Annotated in this window: 20 protein-coding genes; 10 read left to right on the forward strand and 10 right to left on the reverse strand. The window is 62.3% G+C overall.

The genetic code is table 11. From position 1 onward, the window contains the following. Positions 1–79: 79 nt before the first annotated feature. Both aroB and ubiE read left to right on the forward strand, forming a co-directional pair. Entirely contained in the window at positions 80–1,177 is a 1,098-nt protein-coding gene (gene aroB / locus AC6IZO_RS04485) for a 3-dehydroquinate synthase (RefSeq protein WP_497808398.1), read from the forward strand. Between the two features lie 28 nt (positions 1,178–1,205). Beyond that, positions 1,206–1,955 carry a bifunctional demethylmenaquinone methyltransferase/2-methoxy-6-polyprenyl-1,4-benzoquinol methylase UbiE gene (ubiE, locus tag AC6IZO_RS04490; RefSeq protein WP_497808400.1) on the forward strand — a complete coding sequence of 250 codons (750 nt, stop codon included), beginning with the start codon at positions 1,206–1,208 and terminating at the stop codon, positions 1,953–1,955. Between the two features lie 71 nt (positions 1,956–2,026). On the opposite strand, the gene AC6IZO_RS04495 is transcribed toward ubiE, so the two are convergent. Then, positions 2,027–3,100: an NAD-dependent epimerase/dehydratase family protein gene (locus AC6IZO_RS04495; RefSeq protein WP_497808402.1), complete on the reverse strand. Its 1,074-nt coding sequence runs from the start codon at positions 3,098–3,100 to the stop codon at positions 2,027–2,029. A gap of 146 nt (positions 3,101–3,246) precedes the next feature. Between AC6IZO_RS04495 and AC6IZO_RS04500 the strand changes: the two genes are divergently transcribed. From AC6IZO_RS04500 to AC6IZO_RS04510, 3 genes are read left to right on the forward strand one after another with little or no spacing between them, the layout of a single operon-like run. Further along, positions 3,247–4,674: a cation-efflux pump gene (locus AC6IZO_RS04500; protein WP_497808404.1), complete on the forward strand. Its 1,428-nt coding sequence runs from the start codon at positions 3,247–3,249 to the stop codon at positions 4,672–4,674. Positions 4,675–4,728: 54 nt separating this feature from the next. Next, the gene (locus AC6IZO_RS04505; RefSeq protein WP_497808406.1) at positions 4,729–5,151 is read left to right on the forward strand and encodes an OsmC family protein; all 423 of its coding nucleotides are present in this window, start codon (positions 4,729–4,731) and stop codon (positions 5,149–5,151) included. Further along, the gene (locus AC6IZO_RS04510; RefSeq protein ID WP_497808408.1) at positions 5,148–6,155 is read left to right on the forward strand and encodes a DMT family transporter; all 1,008 of its coding nucleotides are present in this window, start codon (positions 5,148–5,150) and stop codon (positions 6,153–6,155) included. Before AC6IZO_RS04505 ends, AC6IZO_RS04510 begins: the two co-directional genes overlap by 4 nt. Positions 6,156–6,253: 98 nt before the next feature. On the opposite strand, the gene AC6IZO_RS04515 is transcribed toward AC6IZO_RS04510, so the two are convergent. From AC6IZO_RS04515 to ygfZ, 6 genes are all read right to left on the reverse strand, one after another. Then, on the reverse strand, positions 6,254–6,553 hold the full coding sequence (locus AC6IZO_RS04515; protein ID WP_497808410.1) for a c-type cytochrome: 300 nt from the start codon (positions 6,551–6,553) through the stop codon (positions 6,254–6,256). 79 nt (positions 6,554–6,632) lie between these two features. Further along, on the reverse strand, positions 6,633–6,929 hold the full coding sequence (locus AC6IZO_RS04520) for a c-type cytochrome (protein ID WP_497808412.1): 297 nt from the start codon (positions 6,927–6,929) through the stop codon (positions 6,633–6,635). A 126-nt stretch (positions 6,930–7,055) separates the two neighbouring features. Continuing rightward, positions 7,056–8,024, reverse strand: coding sequence for a bifunctional riboflavin kinase/FAD synthetase (locus tag AC6IZO_RS04525; RefSeq protein ID WP_497808414.1), 969 nt, complete (start codon positions 8,022–8,024; stop codon positions 7,056–7,058). Position 8,025: 1 nt separating this feature from the next. Beyond that, the gene (locus tag AC6IZO_RS04530) at positions 8,026–8,805 is read right to left on the reverse strand and encodes an MBL fold metallo-hydrolase (RefSeq protein ID WP_497808416.1); all 780 of its coding nucleotides are present in this window, start codon (positions 8,803–8,805) and stop codon (positions 8,026–8,028) included. After that, the gene (locus AC6IZO_RS04535; protein WP_497808417.1) at positions 8,802–9,404 is read right to left on the reverse strand and encodes a DUF1844 domain-containing protein; all 603 of its coding nucleotides are present in this window, start codon (positions 9,402–9,404) and stop codon (positions 8,802–8,804) included. Before AC6IZO_RS04535 ends, AC6IZO_RS04530 begins: the two co-directional genes overlap by 4 nt. Positions 9,405–9,456: 52 nt before the next feature. Then, positions 9,457–10,509 (reverse strand): CAF17-like 4Fe-4S cluster assembly/insertion protein YgfZ, encoded by a 1,053-nt coding sequence (gene ygfZ, locus AC6IZO_RS04540; protein ID WP_497808419.1) that lies wholly within the window; start codon positions 10,507–10,509, stop codon positions 9,457–9,459. Positions 10,510–10,741: 232 nt separating this feature from the next. Between ygfZ and AC6IZO_RS04545 the strand changes: the two genes are divergently transcribed. The 5 genes from AC6IZO_RS04545 (at position 10,742) to AC6IZO_RS04565 (ending at position 16,942) form a co-directional block, all read left to right on the forward strand. Then, positions 10,742–12,106, forward strand: coding sequence for a hypothetical protein (locus tag AC6IZO_RS04545; protein WP_497808421.1), 1,365 nt, complete (start codon positions 10,742–10,744; stop codon positions 12,104–12,106). Between the two features lie 61 nt (positions 12,107–12,167). After that, positions 12,168–13,121 (forward strand): CPBP family intramembrane glutamic endopeptidase, encoded by a 954-nt coding sequence (locus AC6IZO_RS04550; protein ID WP_497808423.1) that lies wholly within the window; start codon positions 12,168–12,170, stop codon positions 13,119–13,121. Positions 13,122–13,199: 78 nt separating this feature from the next. Further along, positions 13,200–14,201 carry a hypothetical protein gene (locus AC6IZO_RS04555; protein ID WP_497808425.1) on the forward strand — a complete coding sequence of 334 codons (1,002 nt, stop codon included), beginning with the start codon at positions 13,200–13,202 and terminating at the stop codon, positions 14,199–14,201. Between the two features lie 38 nt (positions 14,202–14,239). Then, positions 14,240–15,904 carry an NAD+ synthase gene (locus AC6IZO_RS04560; protein WP_497808427.1) on the forward strand — a complete coding sequence of 555 codons (1,665 nt, stop codon included), beginning with the start codon at positions 14,240–14,242 and terminating at the stop codon, positions 15,902–15,904. 72 nt (positions 15,905–15,976) lie between these two features. Continuing rightward, on the forward strand, positions 15,977–16,942 hold the full coding sequence (locus tag AC6IZO_RS04565; protein ID WP_497808429.1) for a DsbA family protein: 966 nt from the start codon (positions 15,977–15,979) through the stop codon (positions 16,940–16,942). Positions 16,943–17,003: 61 nt separating this feature from the next. Here the strand turns inward: AC6IZO_RS04565 and AC6IZO_RS04570 are convergent, their stop codons facing one another. From AC6IZO_RS04570 to AC6IZO_RS04580, 3 genes are read right to left on the reverse strand one after another with little or no spacing between them, the layout of a single operon-like run. Then, positions 17,004–18,896: a type II secretion system protein GspD gene (locus AC6IZO_RS04570; RefSeq protein WP_497808431.1), complete on the reverse strand. Its 1,893-nt coding sequence runs from the start codon at positions 18,894–18,896 to the stop codon at positions 17,004–17,006. A 40-nt stretch (positions 18,897–18,936) separates the two neighbouring features. Continuing rightward, a complete protein-coding gene (locus tag AC6IZO_RS04575) occupies positions 18,937–19,632 on the reverse strand; it encodes an HAD family hydrolase (RefSeq protein ID WP_497808433.1) in 696 nt (231 codons plus the stop codon). Further along, complete coding sequence (locus AC6IZO_RS04580; RefSeq protein WP_497808435.1) at positions 19,629–20,432, reverse strand: TIGR00282 family metallophosphoesterase; 804 nt, start codon at positions 20,430–20,432, stop codon at positions 19,629–19,631. The genes AC6IZO_RS04575 and AC6IZO_RS04580 overlap by 4 nt, the downstream gene beginning before the upstream one ends. Positions 20,433–20,572 lie beyond the last annotated feature (140 nt).

Raw genomic sequence — 20,572 nt, forward strand, 5'->3', positions numbered from 1 at the left:
TGAAGGGAATGCGTGTGTGCGGCTGTGTTCCGAAATTGAGCAGCGGCCAACGGGCTGGGCGATGCAGTATGATGGAAGCTTGATCCGCATACATGTAAAAACCGCATCGAATGACTACGCCGCGCTGATTGAACACGGCATGCTGCGCTCCTCGGCCAGCTACATTCGCGAGCTGCTGCCGGAAGGCAAGAAATACTTCATCATCACCGTGCCGCCGGTGCGGAAACACTGGGGCGAAGTGCTGAGCGACGCATTTTCTCAGGCCGGCATGGAGCACCAGTTTCTGGAGATACAGGACGGCGAGCGCCACAAGAACCTGAAGACCGTGGAAGAGCTTTGCGGCAAGCTGGTTCGCCTGGGTGCCGACCGCGGCAGCGTAGTGGTGGCGCTGGGCGGAGGCGTGGTCGGCGACATCTCCGGCTTTGCGGCCTCCATCTACATGCGCGGCATCCGCTTTCTGCAGGTGCCAACGACCTTTCTGGCGCAGATTGATTCCTCCGTGGGCGGCAAGACCGGCGTGAACCTGACCGAAGGCAAGAATCTGGTTGGGACCTTCAACCAGCCGGAGCTGGTGCTGATTGATCCGGAGACGCTGAAGACACTACCGGATCGCGAATTCCGCTCCGGACTGTTTGAGGCGCTGAAGACGGGCATCATCCGCAGCCCGAAGATTTACACGTTCATGGAAGACAACCGCGAACGGATTCTAGAGCGCGATGCAGGCTCGCTGGAGTGGCTGATTGGCGAGTGCGTGCGCGTGAAGGCCGACGTGGTGAGCCACGACGAGCGCGAACAGGGCGTGCGGAGAATCCTGAACTTTGGACACACGGTCGGGCATGCGCTGGAATCAGAGACCGGCTACAAGCACTTCCTGCATGGCGAGGGCGTGGCCTGGGGCATGGTGGCCGCGTCCATGATCGCCGCTGGCATGGAGATGATTACGCCGGAGCTGGCGCAGCGCATGATCAGCACCATCATGGCGTATGCCCCGCTGCCCAAGGTGGAAGTGAAGCCGCGCTCGATTCTGCGGCGGCTGACCAACGACAAGAAGACCATCGACGGCAAGGTGCACTTCATCCTGCCGACAGAAATTGGCAAGGTCAAGATTGTGACCGACGTGCCGGAAAAGGCTGTGCTGCAGGCCGTGGAAGAGCTGCGGCACCTTTCGCGGGCGTAGAGGCCGCGAACAGACGGGATTGATACCGATGAGTGAAGTGACCAAGACGTCCGGGGCGCGCACCGCCACGGACCAGAACACCGAAGCCGCCGCGCAGGCGGTGGAGCAGATGTTCTCCTCCATTGCACCGAAGTATGACCTGCTGAACCATGTGTTGAGCATGAACGTGGACCGCTGGTGGTGGTGGCGCACCGCAAGGCGCTTCCGCCCGACTCTGCGGCAGAGCGGCGCGCGCGTGCTGGACCTGTGCTGCGGCACCGGCGACATGACCTTTGCGTTGCTGAAGCAGGCTGGAGCGAACGGCGCGCAGTTGACGGGCGCGGATTTCTCTCGCGCGATGCTGGCCCGGGCAAAGGAAAAGAGCAAGGGCCGCCCCGTGGAGTGGGTGGAGGCCGACGCACTGCACATGCCGTTTGCCGAGGCGAGCTTCGACCTGGTGACCTCGGCGTTCGGCTTCCGCAACCTGGCCGATTACGATGCCGGACTGCGCGAGATTGCGCGCGTGCTCAACGAGCACGGCGAGATCGGCATCCTCGATTTCGGCGAACCGAAAGGGCTGCTGGGCAAGTTCTATCGCTTCTACTTCAGCAGCGTGCTGCCAAAGATCGGCACGATGATCTCCGGCGTGACGGGGCCGTACGCCTACCTGCCAGCCTCTGTAGCGCGTTTTCCGGAGCCGCCCGAGATGTTGGAGCGCATGAAGGCTGCAGGCTTCAAGGAAGTCTCATATAAGCCCTACACGTTCGGGATTGCCGGGCTGTATTGGGGAAAGAAGTAGAGCGCGACCAGAAATTTGAGAGTGCAAAAGGGCACGGCTTCGGCCGTGCCCTTTGCGCTGAAAGCCGGAGATCAGGCGGTCAGGTCGTGCTCGTGAAGCTGGAAGCTGTCAGCCAGCGCCTCCCGCACCGTGTAATGGATGAGCCGCTCATAATCGGCACCAAGGAATTTGCGAAGCCGGTCGGTATTCATGGTGTAGGAGCCGATCATGTACGGATAGGCGTCGGGCGGAATCGTCGCGGTCTGCGAGTTCCACAGATAGTTGAGCACCTTCTGGCAGAGCGAGCGCGAGGGCAGGCGGCGAATGCGCGCGTGAGCGATTTCAGCGGCTTGCGCAATGGTGACCGGCTCGCCGCGGCCGGCGAGGTTGAAGACCTGCGCAGGCTGGCCCGGCACATGCGGCCGGGCGACGAAGTGCGCCATCACGCGCGCCACGTCATCCACATGCACAAACTGGAAGAGCTTTTCCGGATACTCCTTGCCGTAAGGCAGCAGCAGCGGCAGCTTCCAACCCTTGCGGCGCAGACGCTGGCCCCAGTGTCCACTGCCATAGGCCGTGCCGCGCAGGGAATCAACGAGATAATTCTTCATGCTGGCGCCGGTGAAGATATGCGGGCGCAGGATGGTGGTGTTGCAGTCGCCCATGGTGGTGGCGCGGTCGCGTGCCACTGCGTCGCATTCGCGCTTGTGCAGCGCGTAGGTGAGCGTGTGCGCGTTCTGCGGCGCATTCTCATCCACAGGTCCCGGCGTCTCAGGGCCATAGACGGCCACGCTGCTGGGGTAGATGAAGCGCTCCACGGTGAAGGCAAGCCGGTTGACGGTGGCGACGGCCTCCATGACGCGCGCAGTGCCTGCCACGTTGATCTGCCACATGCGGTCCTGCTCGAGCACACCGGTCGCGGTCGGATCGATGACGAAGGCCAGATGGACGATGGTCGTGGGGCGCTCCTGCCAGATCAGGTCAATCAGCGAGCGGCAACTCTCCTCGCGGCCCAGATCCATGGAGACAAAGTGTGCGAGGTTGGCGCCGAACGGCTCCCGGAAATCGACGCCGATGACGCGGTAGCCGTCGAGAAGGGGAAGAAGGCGGCGTCCGAGATTGCCGGAAACGCCGGTGACAAGCACGGTCTTCTGGTTGGCACTCACTTGCGTTGTACTCCTTTAGAACGCTTGGACCCTGCAATGCGGTTTGATGCCGGAAGGGAGCGAACGAATCGTAACACGGGCAGGAACCCGTCTGCATGTTTTACACTGCTTTGGTGGCGTTTTGCGCCCGTGGAGACCCCTGAGTCATGGAACCGGCTACCGGCATTGACCTGGAATTGATGCGCGCGGAGAAACAGAAGGTCGCGCAGAACTCGGTTTACGCCGCGATACTGATTACGAGTCTGAAGTTCATCGTCGGCACCATGACGATGTCGCTGGGCATTCTGTCGGAGGCGCTGCACTCCTCGCTGGACCTCGTGGCCGCACTGGTCACGCTGTTTTCCGTGCGCGTGAGCGACAAGCCCGCCGATGCCGATCACCAGTACGGCCACGGCAAGGTCGAAAACTTTTCGGCCTTCATCGAGACAAGCCTGCTGCTGATCACCTGCATCTGGATCGTCTACGAGGCGTTCAAGCGGCTGTTCTTCAGCTCCGTGGAGATCGAGCCGAGCATCTGGGCGTTCTTCGTGATGTTCGTCTCCATCGGAACGGACTGGTGGCGCTCGCACGCGCTCAAGCGCATTGCGGACAAGTACAACAGCCAGGCGCTGCACGCCGACGCGCTGCACTTTGCCACCGACATCTGGTCGAGTTCGGTGGTCATTCTCGGACTCGCGGTGGTGTGGTTTGGCCGGCACCTTGAACTGCCGTGGCTGATGAAGGCCGACCCGCTGGCGGCGCTGGGCGTGGCCGGAATTGTGGTGCAGGTGAGCTGGCGCATGGCGCGGCAAACTGTCGACGGACTGCTGGACGCGGCCCCGGCGGGCGTGCGCGCGCAGATCATTGACGAAGTGGAGCACGTGCCCGGTGTGGTGGAGATTGAGCGCGTGCGAATCCGCAAGGCGGGCAACCGCTACTTCGTGGATGTGGCCGTGGGGCTGGCGCGCAATGTCACCTTCCAGGCTTCCGACCAGGTGGTGGCCGACGTGACCACCTGCATACACCATCTGCTGGGCGAGGCCGATGTGCTGGTGACGGCCGTGCCGCGCGCGTTGAACACCGAGAGCATCTTCGATCGCATCCGTGCCGCCGCGCTGCAAAGCAACATCATGATCCACGACGTGAGCGTGCAGTTTGTGGAAGGCCGCCTGCACGTGGAGCTTCATGTCGAGCTGGATGAGCGGCTCACGTTGATTGAAGCGCACGACCTTGTGACCTCGCTCGAAAACGATATCCGCGGCAGCGTGAAGGAAATCGACTCCATCCTGACGCACATTGAGAGCGAGCCTGCAACGATTGAGAAAGCGTCGGCCGTGCTCTCTGACGTGGAGATGGAAAACGAACTGCGGAAGATTGTGGCGGAATTCCCCGAAGTGATTGACGTTCACGAGATTGTGCTGCGACGCTTCAATGACCGGCTGTTCCTCTCCTGCCATGTAACCATGCAGGACGAACTGCCTCTGGCGCGCGTGCATGATTTGCAGACTGAACTTGAGGGGCAGTTCCGCGCTGCTGCGCCACAGTTGTTCCGCGTGCTGATTCATCCGGAGCCCAGGACGGACAACCGCCGCTAAGAGATTTTGCGCAGCCTGCATGAGCGAGGCTGTGCAGCCGGAAGGAGTGTATCCATGAAGGCCAGTGCAAACTGGACGGAAGACGAACGGTTTGTCGGGGTGGCTGAGAGCGGCCACGCGCTGGTGATGGACGCCAGCAGCGAGAAGCAGGCGAGCAGTCCGCTGGAGTTGGTGCTGATCGGCCTGTGCGGCTGCACGGGCAGCGACGTGGTGGGGATTCTCCGCAAGAAGCGTGAGCCGTTTACGAGTGTCCGCGTGAGCGCCACGGCGGAGCGCGCGCCGGAGGTACCGAAGGTGTTCACGGTTATCCGTGTGCGTTATGAAGTGGGCGGCAAGGTGACGCGCAAGGCGGTGGAAGACGCCGTGCGGCTGAGCGAGAGCAAGTATTGCTCCGTGGGACAGATGCTCTCGAAGACCGCGAAGATTGTGACGGAAATTGTGCTGCCCGACGTGGACAACGCGACGGAGATGAAGTGAGCGTGGGTGAACAGGAATGCGCGCAGGGCCGCGTGAGAGGCTATCTCTGCATCGCGGCGGCCACGCTGTTCTGGGGAATTTCCGCAACGCTGGGACGCGCCGTTTTCACCGGTCAGCTTCGGCTGGGGGGCGCGGTAGTGCCGTTGATTCCGCCGGAGATGCTGGCGCAGAGTCGCACCTCCATCGCGGCGCTGGCGCTGATCGTCTGGCTGCTGGCCACGCGGGGACGCCGCGCGCTGTGCATGCCGCGACGTGACGTGCGTGACTCCGTGCTGATCGGCGTGCTCGGCATTGCTGGCTCCAACTATTTCTACTACTACGCCATTCAACAGACGACGGTGGCGACGGCCATCATCCTGCAATATCTCGCGCCGGTGTTTGTGCTGCTGTACATGGTCGCGCGCAAATTGCAGCGGGCCACGGCCGCACGCGTCTTCGGCGTGGTGGCGGCCGTGGCGGGCAGCGTGCTCGCCATCGGAGTGATTCATGGGCATACGCACTTCCCGTGGCTGACGGTAGGCACCGAGTCGCTGAAGTACAACACGGCGGGCGTGGCCGCGGCGTTGACGGCGGCGGTGGCGTTCGCGTTCTATAACGTCTTTGGGCGCGACCTGATGGTGCGCAACGAGCGCTGGAGGGTGCTGACCGCGGCTCTGACGGGCGCAGGCATCTTCTGGCTGCTCATCAATCCGCCGTGGAAGATTGTGGCTGCGCATTACACGGGCGCGCAGTGGGCGTTCATGTGCGTCTTCTCCGTGACGTCGATCCTCATCCCATTTTCACTGTACTTCGCGGGCTTGCACTACCTCGACGCGACGCGTGCTATTGTAACCAGTTGCCTGGAGCCGGTGTTTTCCATTGCGATTGCGGCGGCGGCACTGGGTGAGCTGGTGAGCGGCGTGCAGGTTGCCGGAATCTTCGTGGTGCTGGCTGCGACTGTCGTGGTCCAGATGCCGGAGCGCAAGGACGAGCCTGCGGAACTGATGGTGGAGCCGATGGAGTAGGGAAGTTCCAAACGTCGAATTGCAGATTTCAGACAAAAAGCAGAAGGGCGCGGCGTGGACCGTGCCCTTTTTGTTTTAAGCGATGGAATTTGCTGCTACTACTTCAGGGCGCGGATGTACTTCACCATGTCGTTCACGCCTTTTGCACCAAGGCCCGTGCCATAGGGCGGCATCTTGCCCTTGCCCTTGGAGATGATTGTCTTCAGCTCTGCGTCGGGGGTCTTCTTCACCTTGGCAGAGGTCAGGTCGACGGCTCCAATGTTCTTGGCCATGGGGCCGGTGGCGTGGCCGTCCGCGCCGTGGCAGAGCGCGCAGTTCTTCTTGAAGGCCGAAGCGGAATCCTGCGCAAAGCAGGTGGCGGAAAACAGCACGAGGGTGAGAAATACGGTTTTCTTCATGATGTCCTCGTCGCCATCCTAGCAGCGGGCAACAGAAAAGGCACGGCCTCAGCCGTGCCCTCTCGGAGGAACACCAAACCTACTTAAGGGTCTTGATGTACTTGGCCAGGCCCTTGGCGTCGAGGCTGGCATAAGCCGGCATCTTCGGAGCCTTGCCCTTGGCGATGATTTCGGCGATCTGAGCTTCCGACTTCGCCTTGGTCCCGGCGACGAGGTCCGTGTTGGCCATGGCGGGCTTGCCCTTGCCATCGGCGCCGTGGCACATAGCGCACTTTGCCTTGAAAGTGGCGGCAGCGTCATCAGCAAAAGCCGGCACGCTCACGGCAGAAACCATGGCAGCCAGAACGGTCAACACAACCATGCGGCGGATATTCATTGATTCTCTCCTTGTGCCCCGGTGAGGCAAGCAACGGAGGGCGCAAAAATGCGCACCCGCTCCGTAAGACCCCACTCTTCGAAGCGAAGCCAATATAGCACCAGCCGTGCTTGAGTTCACTGAAAATCAATCACACGGAGGCAGGCGGAGCGGACAGTGGCGCCGCGCGAGCTGAAAATAACGCAACGCGCGCTTCACGTCGTAGCCAATCTGCTCCTTGAGCGCCTCGGGCGAGGGAAAGCGTTTCTCCTCGCGTAAACGCTTGAGGAATGCCAGTTCAATCGGCGTTGCAGGCGTCAGTTCGAGTGGATGAAAGCCGATCAAGTGCGACTCGACGGCAAATGAATCCTCGCCGAAGGTGGGGCGATTCCCCACGTTCGTGACAGCGTCGAACCACTCATCCGCCACCCGCATGCGCGTGACGTAGACGCCATTGGCGGGGAGCAGCTCGTTGTAAGGGCTCAGATTGATGGTTGGCACCGTATAGCGGCTGCCAAAGCCGCGGCCGTGCGCAGGTGTGGAGCGCAGCGCGAACGGGCGGCCCAGCAAGCGGCGCGCGCCATCCATGTTGCCAGCCTGAACAAGCTTGCGAATCTGGCTGCTTGAGACAATGTGTCCGCGAAGCTTGAGCGGCGGATAGACAGTTACATCGAAGCCAAGAGTGGTGCCAAGCTCGCGCAGCAGTTCGGTATCGCCTTCGGCGCGGTGCCCAAAGCGGAAGTTGAAGCCCTCATGCACCTCGACGGCGTGCACACCTTCGGCAAGGATGGTGCGCGCAAACTGCTCGGGAGGCATGGCGGCCAGCTCGGGCGTGAAGGTCAACATCAGCGTGGCGTCCAGCCCGGTCTTCCGCAGCAGGTCTAGCCGATGCTCAAGCGGCGTAATCAGCTTGGGCGGACGTCCGGGGCGAAGCAGGCACAGCGGATGCGGATCGAAGGTGATGAGCATGCTGCGGCCGTGCAACTGGCGCGCGCGCTCCACGGCGCCGTCGAGCAGGGCGCGGTGCGCCAGGTGTATGCCGTCGAAGTTGCCGATGGTGACAACCGTGGGCCCGAAGGAGGCGGGGATTTCGGCCAGTGTCCGGAACAACTGCATGCTAGATCTCAAACTCCAGTTTCATTCCGTCGTAGCAAAGCTCGACGCCTGCGGGCAGCCTGCGGTTGGTCCCCTCGTGGCCCAGGTCATGGCAAATGTGCGTGAAGAATGTGCGGCGCGGCTTCACGCGCTGAGAAATGGCCAACGACTTCTCGACCGTCGAGTGCGTCGGGTGCGGTCGATGGCGCAGCGCATCGAGGAAGAGCACATCGAGGTCCTGCAGCAGTTCGTAGGAAGCCTCGGGCAGCTCGCTCAGGTCGGTGAGATACGCCATGTTGCCGATGCGGTAGCCGGTGATCTCGTTCTCCCCGTGCATGACGGGGACGGGAACCACCTGCGCTCCGTGGAACTCGAACGGCGAGGTGAACTCGTTCAGCTCCACCTGTGCAATGCCGCCGTATTTGTAGTTGTTTTCAAAGATGTAGCGGAAGACCGAACGCATGATGCGCGCGGTGTGCGGCTGCGCGTAAAGCGGCAGCTTGGCTCCGCCGGTGACGCGTTCGTAGGTCAGCGGGCGCAGATCGTCGAGGCCGAGAATATGGTCGGCGTGGCCGTGGGTGTAGAAGACGGCATCGATGTGGCGCACCTTCTCGCGCAGCATCTGCTTGCGGAGGTCCGGGCCGCTGTCGATGAGTACGCGGCGCTCGCCCCACTCCAGCATTACGGAGGGGCGGAGGCGGCGATCGCGCGGATCGCTGGAGGTGCAGACCGGGCAGTCACATCCTATGGTGGGCACGCCCATGGACGTGCCGCTTCCCAATACCGTCAGAGTCGCTTTCATTTTCCGGCGGGGCCGCTTCCCGGAGGCACCGTGCCGCCCGCGGGGGGCTGTGCGATGGTGCTTGTCATTTCAACGTAGGCCATGCGCAGCTCATACAGGCAGTTGTTGATCATGGTCTGCTCGACCTCGGTGAGATTCCCCTTGGTCTTTTCGCTGAGCACTTGAATGGTGTCGATGGTCTGGCGCGCGCCGATCAAGTCCACGCGGGGCTGCGCGGTCTGCTGGTGCACCAGCCCGAGCTGCATGAGCGCCGTCATGTAGAGCGAGGCAACCAGCTTTTCGAAGGTCATCTCAAAATCGCTGGCCTTGCGGGGGTCGCCGTGCGCCTTGAGCTGCTTTTCCAACTCGGCATCCAGGTCGCGCGAGCGCTCGTTGTAGCGGTCGACGGACTTGGCGTGCTCTTCCGGCGTGGGCGTGGGCAGCGGCTTCTCCTGCGCGCCCTCGGCGGGCTGCACAAGCTGCGGACCCGCATTTTCAGCGGGTGCCGGGGCTTCCGGCGCGACCGGTTCGGGCTTCGGGGCGGAGTCCGCCGGTTCGTCTTCCAGAAACGCCTTGCGGCGGTCGTTCACTACGAACAGCGGTTTCTTTTCATCCGACATGGTGTTGTGTCCTTGTATGAATCAAAAACGTACGTCTGACCCTTTGGTCAGCTTACAGCGAAAACGGCAGCGCGGCGACCTTGCCTTGCTGCGCACCGGCGGAAATCTCTGTGCCCGGCGCAGCGTACTCGCGGCGCAGGTAGCCGAGTGCGAGTTTGTGTGTTGTGCCTTTTACGGTCACTTCGCGCACAGAGGTGATCTCGCCCGCTTCCTTGTCTCCGATTAGAACCTTGTCGCCGGGGGCGGGCAGTGGCGCCTCAAATTCAAAGCCACATAGCTGGCGATGCACGGCTCCGCGTGAATGCACGCGCTCCACAATTTCCTGGCCGAGGTAGCAGCCCTTGGAGTGATGCAGCGCCTGCGTCTGGCCGGTCTCCTGCGCCAGTTCGCGCTCGCGAATATCCACCCCGATGCGCGGGATGCCCATCAGCACGCGATGCGATTCGATGGCCGAAGCCCCGACGGGCGTGGCGCCGGCGGTGTGCAGGGCGTCCCAGATGGCTTGCGCGCTCTGTGGCGCGCACCAAATCTCGTAGCTCTCAAAACGCTCCTCTGGCATACGTGCGACGGAGCAGCCAATTTCGCCGAGATAGACGTCGGCCATTTCACCCGGCTGCAGCGCGGGCACGGCAAGGCCAGCCTTCGTCAACACGGCGAGGCTCTGCGGCCCGATGACGGCCAGCGTGGCAAGGCGGTCGCTGATGTCCGTGAGTTCAACGTCGTCCATGATGATGTAGCGGTCGAAGAACTCGGTCAGCCCGGTAAGCTGCGCGGCCTCGGTCTCAAGCATGTAGATCTCGCCGCGGTTCCACGCTGTGAGGTCAAACTGGATGCGCCCCTGCGCGTTGAGCACAAAGTTGTAATTGCCGTGGTTCGGAGCGAGGTCGCGCGTGTTGTTGGTGACCATGCCGTTGAGCCAGCGCGAGCGATCCTCGCCGCTGACCACCAGGCGGGCTCGCCAACTGAGCGCCGCAACACCAGCGGATTCCAGCAGGGCGGACAGTTCCGCCTGCGGCTGTCCGAAGCTGGCAACGGCGGGCGAGCCGGCATATTCGCCACGGGTTGTGTTGGCGCCAAAGCTTTCCATCAGAACAGAACTCGTCATATCCAGAATCTTGATTATAGCGAACCGGCGCGGGCATCGGCAGAGGTGGCAGGGGCTTCCGTGGTATCTTCAACTTTTCGTGCTGGGCGCGCTTGCAAAGACGCGCGGAACACGCCAGCCGGAGGGAGCCAAGGTGCGCGCAGGGGAACAGGCAACAATGCTGGCAGTCGGATTTATGGAAGCCTTTGCAGATGACGTACGGAAGCAAGCGAGACGCGTACGGCACGGTCTTTTGCTTGTGCTGGTTCTGGCGCTTGTGCTGGGCAGCGCCGTCGCGCAGGCCCCTGTGGAGCCGCCGTCGAAGCCGGAGCAGGTGGCCCCGGCGCAGCCAGACGAGCACATCATCACCAAGGCCGAGGCCGACGAACTGTTCCGCTCGGTCGACGAGATTCTGCAGTTTGCCAGCAAGGACACGGGCCTGCCGATCAAGCACGCGGTGAAGCGCCGCCTGGTGAGCCGCGACGATGTGCTCAAGTTCCTGAAAGACCGCATGGCCGAGGACAAGGACTCGCAGCGGCTGGAGCGTTCGGCGATTTCGATGAAGAAGCTCGGCATTGTGCCGCGCGACTTTGACTTGCGCAGCTACATGCTCGGATTGCTGCAGGAGCAAGTGGCAGGCTTCTACGACGCAAAGACCAAGACCGTGAACCTGCTGAACTGGCTTGGAGCCGATGCGCAGAAGCCCGTGTTGGCGCATGAGCTGACGCACGCGCTCCAGGACCAGAACTTCCAGATCGACAAGTGGGGGGAGATCAAGAAGAAGCCCGCGAACGACGAGGAGGACTGGCAGCTTGAGGATGCGCGCACCGCGCGGCAGGCCGTTACCGAAGGGCAGGCGATGCTGGTGCTGATGGACTACATGCTGGCCCCGGCCGGGCGCACCATCGCCGACGCGCCGGAATTGGCGGAAGCCATGCGCGCGGAGATGAAGTCCGGTGGGGATTCGCCAATGTATACCCACGCGCCGCTGTATTTGCGCGAGTCGCTGATCTTCCCCTATGACTACGGAACAGGCTTTGAGTTGGCGCTATTGAAGAAGGGCGGCAAGGCGGCAGCGTTCACAGGCGCGCTGCAGAATCCTCCGGCCGACACGCGGCAGATCATGCATCCGGAGGCCTACTTCGCGCATGAGAGCTTTCCTTCGATGGCGTTCGCGCCGCTCGGCAAAGTTCTGGGCAGGGGCTGGCAGCGCATCGATGGCGGAACCTTTGGAGAGATCGACCTGCTGCTGATGCTCCAGCAGTGGAGCGACAAGACGACCGCGGCAAAGATTGCTCCAAGCCTGCGCGCCGGATACTACCTGACCTTCCAGCCGAAGGGCGCAAAGACCGAGCAGGGCTGGGTGGCGATGGCCTTGCGCATGGCGACCGCGCAGGATGCGGAGGCCGTCGCAAAGGTCTACGGCGAGACGCTGGCGAAGCGCTACAAGAGCGTGAAGGCCGTTGGCCCCGGCGAGTGGGAGACCGAAGAAGGATTGGTGAAGGTCTCCACCGATGGCGAGCTGCTGCTGGCTACGGAATCATTTGACCGCGAGACTTCGGCAAAGCTGCTTGAGAGCATGCGGAGCACCGCCCGGGCCTCCGTTCCGGCGAAGTGAGAGATGTAGGGGGCCACATCTTTGGTTTATACCCACGGCGGGCAATGCGTGGTAAAACTGTGTGCTTGCGGAAACCTTCCGCACGGAGAGCCGCGCGGTGAATGATGCGCCCAGGGTCGAGCCGGAGCCGAATGTGCCCAAGACTCCTGAGCCTGTGACGGCGCTGCGGCCCCCGGCGTGGATGCGCTTTGTCATCGCGAGCGTATTTGTCTACATTGCCACGCGCGTGACCTGGGTGATTGTGGCGCCTGTCGACGTCCGCCACCCGCTTCTGGCCGACCTGTTCTCCCCGCTACTGGGCTGCCTGTTTGTCATCACCGGCTACTTTCTGATGCTGCGCGTGCTCGACGAGAACGACGAGCCGCTGGCGAAGGCCCTCACGCTGCCTCTGAACATGCGCGCCTTGGCTCACTGCGTTCAAGGCTTCTTCTTTGGCGGCCTGCTTATTTCAGTCGACATCTTCATCATCTCGCTGCGGGGCAGCGTGAACGTGCACGGGCATGCCACGCCGCGGGCAGTGCTGCGCGTGCTTGTGGTCTTCCTTGTGCTGTTGCTCGGCGCACTGCTGGAGGAGTTGAGCTTCCGGGGATACCCGTTCCAGAAGCTGCTGGAGTCGATAGGGCCGGTGGGGGCGGTGGTGGTGCTGTCGGCGCTGTTCAGCGCGGTGCACTTCAACAACCCGTCGAACGGAGGCCTGCGAAGTTGGGCCTTTGTGAACACCGTGGTGGTAGGTGCGCTGTTCGCCGTGGCATTCCTGCGTACGCGCACGTTGTGGCTGCCGGTTGGCATGCACTTTGGCTGGAACTTTTTTCAGGGCGTGGTCTTCGGGCTGCCTGTCAGCGGATTGCGCGACTTCAACGTGCTGGCGCGGGCCACCGCGCAAGGCCCTAGTGTGCTGACCGGCGGCACGTATGGGCCAGAGGGCAGCGCCACCTGCGCCGCCGTGCTGGTTGTGGGCTTTCCGCTGTTGTGGCTGCTGACGCGCCCAGCAAAGTTGCGCAATCGAATTTCTTAACTGCCTTCCTGCGCCCGTCGTGATCGTCGAAACGGGCATATAATGCTCGCCATCGCCGACCTGTTCCGGAGGCCCGCCGTGAGATTCCAGCGCCTGCTAGCAATCGTTATCTGCCTGATCCTGGGCTGCGCTTGGGCGTGCGCGGATGAGCGATCCAAGCTCACCGATGACGAGCGCAAGGAATTGATCCGCGCCTTCCTGGCCGAGAGCTGCTACGTCCACCGCATCTTTCCCATGGGTAAGACCGGCCTTACGCTCAACAAGGGAGCCGTGACGCCCTCAGAGATGGAGGTGCGGCAACTTGCGGCACAGCATGGCGCTGCCGCGCGCCCCGGAGACCGCGCCAAGATCACGGAGATCAAATTCCTGCGCAACGGTATTGTCTTTGAGATCAATGGCGGGCCGGTGAAGCGCAAGAAGTGGTACGAGCGACTTGAGATTGGCAGCATTGGCGGCGTCGGCGTCAGCCCGACAGGCAAGCCCGTGGACCCTTCCGAGGTGGACAACAACGCACAAGGCTCCTACGTGCTGCTGCGCTTTGAAGGCGGCATCCCCTCGCTGACTGCCGAGCAGGTAAAGGAGATGCTGGTCCCGGTCTTCGACTTCAAAGCAAAGTCGATGGCGGAGGCCTACCAGAAGTCACTGCCACCGTTCCTGCAGGAAGCCGTGAAGCGCCATGAGGCGCTGGTGGGCATGGACAAGGAGATGGTCATCTACGCGCTTGGACGCCCGCCGCGCCGCACGCGCGAGAGCGATGAAAAGGGCGAGTACGAGGAGTGGATTTACGGTGCACCCCCCAAGGAAGTTGAATTCATCCGCTTCCACGGCGAAGTAGCCACGCGCATCGAGACCATGCGCGTCGACGGGCAGAAGGTGATCCGCACGGAGAATGAGGTTGGCGACCTGGGCGAGATCATGTCGGCAATGGCGAAGAAGGATGAGGCCGCAGCCGGGCATGTGGCAGAAGAAGCGACGCGGCCCGCGCCGTCGCTGATGCGCCCGGGAGAAAAGCCCGCAGAGGCCACTCCGGCAGGGCGCAACAAGCAGCCTCCTATGGCCGACCAGAGCAGCCCGCAATAGCCACTGCGCGGTTTTCCAACGCGCGCGGGGAATCACGCGTGGCTTTCGATTACACTGGTTCTGTGAAGATCGCGCTTGCGCAAATCAATCCCACGGTCGGCGACTTCAGCGGCAACGCGCGGAAGATTGTCGAATATGCCTCGCGTGCGCGCGAGCAGGGCGCCTCTCTGGTGCTGTTTCCCGAACTTTCCATCTGCGGCTATCCGCCACGCGACCTTGTTGAGCGTGCGGCGTTCGTCGAGCGCAACGGGCAGGTTGCGGCGGAGATTGCGCAGGAGACTCGCGGTATCGACGTTGTTGTCGGCCTTGTGACTCCGGCGAAGGCTGAGACCGGCAAGCGCGTGATGAATTCCGCAGCGCTGCTGCGCGACGGCCAGATCGCATTCGTGCAGTCCAAACGCCTGCTGCCTACCTACGATGTCTTTGACGAAATGCGCAACTTCGCCCCCGCAGAGCGGCAGGAACTGTTCGTTGCTGACGGGCGGAACATTGCGCTCACCATCTGTGAAGATGCCTGGAATGACAAGAGCTTCTGGGAGCGTCCGCTGTACAAGGCCGACCCGGTCGCGGAGTTGGCGGCAGCCGGCGGACAACTGCTGCTGAATATTTCGGCATCGCCGTTCCATGTGGGCAAGCAGGAGTTGCGCGAACGCATGCTGGGCGCGCTGGCCCGCCACCACAACATGCCGGTGGCAATGTGCAATCAGGTGGGCGGCAACGACAGCCTGGTGTTTGACGGCGCCAGCGTAGCCATTGCCCCAAATGGCGAGGTTATTGCGCGTGCGAAGTCCTTTGAGGAAGACCTCATCTGCTTCGATAGCGAAGCACTTGCGGGCGACGTGCGCGACGCGATGCCAGGAGAAGAGGAGAGTGCCTTCCAGGCGCTTGTGCTCGGCACGCGTGACTACGTCCGTAAGTGTGGTTTCCGTAAGGCGATTGTCGGCCTGAGCGGAGGTATTGATTCGGCATTGACGGCGGTTGTGGCGGCTAATGCGCTGGGTGCGGAGAACGTGATCGGCGTCGGCATGCCGAGCCAGTACTCCTCCGAGGGCAGCGTGGCCGACGCGCAGCAGCTCGCGCAGAGCCTCGGCATACGCTTTGAGATCGTGCCCATCCGCGAGATGTTCGAGAGCTATCGCAAGGCGCTGGCGGGCGTGTTTGCCGGGCTGAAGGAAGATGTGACGGAAGAGAACATACAGGCGCGCATCCGAGGCACGCTGCTGATGGCTCTCTCCAACAAGTTCAACGCGCTGGTGCTGACCACGGGCAACAAGAGCGAACTGGGTGTTGGCTACTGCACACTTTATGGAGACATGGTGGGCGGCCTGGCGGTCATCTCCGATGTGCCCAAGACGCTGGTGTACCGCATCAGCCGGTGGATCAACCGGGAGCGCGAGGTGATTCCGGCGGCGACGATCACCAAAGAGCCTTCGGCCGAGCTGCGCCCGAACCAGAAGGACAGCGACTCGCTGCCCGATTACGCGGTGCTCGACGCCATCCTCGAGGATTACGTTGAGGAGATGCTGAGCGCGGCGAAGATTGCAGAGAAGCGCGGCTTGGATCCTGAGCTGGTGCGGTCGGTGGTGCGCATGATCGATCGCAACGAGTACAAACGCCAGCAGGCCGCGCCGGGCATTCGCATTTCGCAGAAGGCGTTCGGCGTGGGACGGCGCTTCCCGATCGCAGCTCGCCACGAGGTGTAGCAGACCGATTTGAGATTGGTACACTGTTTCGGATTCATTGAACGGATGGATTGCGTGACCAAGAGAGGATGCATGCGGAAATTCCTGACCCTGACGACCCTTGTGCTGCTGCTTGCGGCCTGCGCGCTGGCGCAGGCGGGCAAAGCGAAGACCCCCAAGACGGCAACTCCGACGCCTGCAGTGCCCGCGCCCGCTAAGGCTGCGAGCGCCGAGGGCGGCCCGACGGTGGCGCAGGTGGATGCGTACTTCAAGCGCATGTTCGGCTTCGAGACCAATCTGCGCTTCCAAGTTGCGAAGGTGGAACCCGCGCAAATGCCCGGCATGTGGGATGCGATCGTGGTGCTGACCACGCCGGAAGGGCAGCAGTTGACGCACTGGTACGTCAGCAGTGACCTGCAGTCGATTGTGACGGGCGAGGTGTTTCCGTACGGCAAGGACCCATTTGGCGGGCCGCGGGAGATCCTGAACAAGAAGGCATTCGGGCCATACAAGGGCGACAAGGACTCCAAGATTCTGCTGGTGGAGTTTGCCGACCTGGAGTGCCCGGCCTGCCGCGTGGCGCAGCAGACCATGGAGAAGCTGCAACAGGATTTTCCGAACGTGAAGTTCGTCTTCCAGAGCTTCCCGATTGAGACGCTGCATCCGTGGGCGTTTACGGCGGCCAAGTATTTGGACTGCCTGGAGCGTGGCAGCAACGAACAGGCGTGGACCTTCCTGGGAGCCGTCTACACGCACCAGCAGGAGATTGAACAGGGCGTGCGGACTCCGGCCGGTACGGTGGATGAAAAATCCGTAGTTGAGCGCATGAACAAATACGTCAGCATGGCTGGCGCCAATGTGGAGAAGATCGCCGCGTGTGCCACGCAGCCCGAGGCGGCACTGCACGTGCGCAACAGCATCGCGCTCGGCAACGAAGTGAAGATCAATGCCACGCCGACGCTGTTCATCAACGGGCGCATCATCAACACTCCCGGACAGCAGCCCTACGAGACGCTGAAGACGATTATCCAGTACGAGATCGATCAGGCTGGCAAGTAAGAGGAAAGATTCCGATCTAGAGAGCGCCGCGCTTGCGGCGCTTTTCTATTTGCGGCGCCCCCTACTTGGTGTTCGGTACGGGGATGAGCGGAGAGAGCTGCGGCGGATTACTGGTGAGAACCTGCGGCGTAATCACCACCAGAAGCTCGTCGTCATCCTTCTGGCGCGAGCGCGTGCCAAGCGCGTTACCTGTCAGCGAAGAGACGATCGGGAAGCCGGAGAGGCTCTTGGAATCGCTGCTGCTCAGGTAGCTGGCGATGACGATGGACTCGCCCTTCTGGCAGGAAATATCCCCGTTGTACTCGCGGTTGTTGATGATCGGAATGCCGATGGAGTTGGAAGCGCCGAGCGTGCGAAGCTGCATCTCAAAGCTGAGGACCACGTTGCCGCTGCGCTCGATGTGCGGCGTTGCCTTCAAACTCAGTCCGATGTCCTCGAACTGAAACGAAGGATAGGGATTTCCCGAGGAGGTGCTGGAGGTGCCGAGGTACTGCGAGAGCAGGCTTGAGGTGATTGCCGAGGAGTAGGTGGCGGTGATAATTGGATAGCGCTCTCCGATCTTCAGTATCGCGGGATTGCCCTGCGAGGCGCGCAGGCTCACATCCTGGAGCGTCTTGACGTCGGACTTGCTTTCCGCGAGGTTGAACGACCCGGCGGAGAATGCGATGCCCGTCATGGTGAGGCCGCCGCCAAAGGTCATGAACGGGCTCAGAAGCAGGGAGCTCTGGCTGCTGCCCTGCGCCAGAAGCGCCAGTGCCGCGGCGCTTGAACTGGAACTGAGTGTGCCGCTCTGCAGTTCGCTCAGAATCTGGGAAAGGGTCTGGTCGCCAAGAAGCTTGCGGGCCTCGGTCACCAGGTTGAACGCGGTAAATGAGGTTGGCAGGTCTGCGCCGAACTTGCGCACAAAGGTGTGCGAAACCTGAAAGACGCGGATGTTGAGCATTACCTGCGCCCGGTCCTGATCAAGGTCTTCCATGAACGCGCTGAGGGCATCCAGCGTGGCGACGGGAGCGCGCACGGTGATCGTCTGCGAGGTCTGATTCTGCAGCAGCGTCTTGAGGTCGAACAGAGTGCGCATGGTGCCGACCAGTTCGCTGAATTCCTGCTGCGTGCTGATGCCGCCAACGTAATACGTGCGTATGGCCATCGGCTCCAACTGGTTCCGGTTCTCGTTGGTGTTGTCTACAAACAGCACCTGGCGCGAGGAAAGCGGAATCGCCAGCGTGTGCGTCATGCGGGTGACAATCAGCAGCGCCTGCGACCAATCCGCTTCGTCGAGATTTACTTTCAGGTTCCGGTTCAGTACGCCATCTTCCACCACGGCGGTGAGGCCGTACGTCTGCGCTAGCTGCGCCAGCAACTCGCGGCTGTAACCACGGAAATGCAGCGACGCGGTACCGGGTTTGGCCTCAAGCTCGATATTGGAGGCAAGTGGTTCTTCGCGAACGGCACCTTTGCGCGGCACGGCAGGCAGGGCGGCTCGAAGTTGCTGCAACGCGTATTCGTTGTGCGGGTCGATGGTGAGCGCCTGCCGGAAAGCGCCCATGGCCTCAACCGGATGATTCTCCATCGTTGCTTTATTGGCGTGCTCAAGCGTCTTGTAGACGAGCTTCTGACGAACCATTTCGCGGGCGGTCACCAGGTCAACGTCCCGCGGCGCAAGATCGGTTGCCTCGGTCAGCCGCGCCAGGGCCTGTTCATACTTTTCGTCGCCCGCCAGCTTCAGCCCCTGCTCATATTTCCGCAGGGCGTGCTTCTTTTGGTCGCCTTTCAAAGGGCAGGAGGGAAATTCCGTGCGCGTCATCGAGCAATACTGCTGTTTGAGTTGCTGTTCCACGGATTGCTGCGTGGAGGCAGGCGGAGTCGCCGCGGCGCTCTGCGCAGGAGCAGGCGCAGCCTGCGCCCAACCGGCGAGCGGGAAGAGCAGCACGGTGATCAGAAGAGACCGGCGCATACGTTTGGCATTCTACCGGAGCAGCGCACTCCGCGGGCGATTAGAGCAATGTTTCCGTCAGGGCGTCGAGGCTGCGAAGGCAGAGCTCCGGGCCGTGCTCAGCTAGTTCTTCCACGGTAAAGATTCCGGTTGCCACGGCGATGACGGGCGCGCCGACTGCGTGCGCCGCCTCCACGTCCGACGGAGTATCGCCCACAAAGCATAGACGCGCCTGCGGGCTGAGCGTTTCACGAACATGTGCTGCGCCATGCTGGAAGATTTCGCAGCGGGTCTCCCGCAGGTCGCTGAACGAGCCGAAGGCGAAGTATTCCCGCAGATGAGCCGCGCGCAGCTTGGCCCAGCCGATGGCTTCCAGGTTGCCGCTGGTCACGCCAAGCAAGCGCCCTTCCGCGTTTAGCGTGCGCAGAAGCTCGTGGACGCTCGGGCAGAGTTCCGGACGAAGCAGGCTCTCTTTCGCGCTGACTTCAACGCACATCTGTGCGGTTGCGTCGGGGAGGCAGGCGGAGATGCGCTCGTCACTGACACCGGCCAGCCGCAGCGCGTCGCGCATGATGCGCGGGTCGGTAGAGCCTTGCACCTGGACGCCGCTAATGCTGCATGCGATGCCGAAGACATCGTTCATCGCATGCAGATACGCCTGATAGTGAACGGCGTCGCGTGAATTCAGAAGGGTTCCGTCAATGTCGAACAGATAGGCGTCGCAGCCGCGCCAGTCGAACTGGGAGCGATCAGTCATTGCGTATCGCGCAGCATGATGCGTTCGATGGCTGTCGCTCGTCCGGTGGCGGGGTCGCAGTCAATCTGCACCGCACAGAGCTGCACACCGTTGCTGGCGGCCTCAAAGCGCGAAGGCATGCCGGTGAGGAAGCGCTGCACGATGGCCTCCTTCTGCACGCCAATGACGCTGTCGTAGGGGCCGGTCATGCCCACGTCGGTCTGATAGGCCGTGCCGTTGTGCAGCAGCCGCTCGTCGGCCGTGGGAATGTGCGTGTGCGTGCCAACGACGGCGGTGACGCGGCCGTCGAGATACCAGCCGAGCGCGACCTTCTCGCTGGTGGCCTCGGCGTGCATGTCCACAAAAATGACTTTGGCCTTGGTCTGTGCCAGAAACTGGTCGGCGGAACGGAACGGGTCGTCGATGTTGGTCATGAAGACGCGCCCCTGAAGGTTGAGGACCGCGTAGGGCACGTTGCCGCGCGTGGTGCCCTCGTAATAGCCGATGCCGGGAGTGCCCGCCGGGTAGTTGGCGGGGCGTAGCACGCGTCGCGCGGGGCTGTACGGCTCGTTGACGCCGCCGTTGATGTAATCGATCAGCTCGCGCTTGTCCCACACGTGGTTGCCGGTGGTGATGACGTCGACGCCGATGTCGAAAAACTCTTCGGCAATCTGCGGCGTCAGCCCAAAACCGCCGGCGGCGTTCTCGGCGTTGGCAATCAACAGATCGACGCCGCGCTCCCGCACCAGGGCAGGCAGCCGGTCAAAGACGATGGTTCGCCCGGGACGCCCGAAAATGTCGCCAACAAAGAGAATTCTCACGAGTAGTCAGCCCTTGAAAACGCAAAGTACCAATGCTTGATGGTAACACGCGGAAGTGTGCGGTTCGACGGGCGCGGGAAGGGCGTGAGGAGCCGGTCTTGCATAGCGTACCGGGCAAGAAGGAGGCGATTCCTTGCGCC

Source organism: Oryzophilus luti (genome assembly GCF_059726245.1).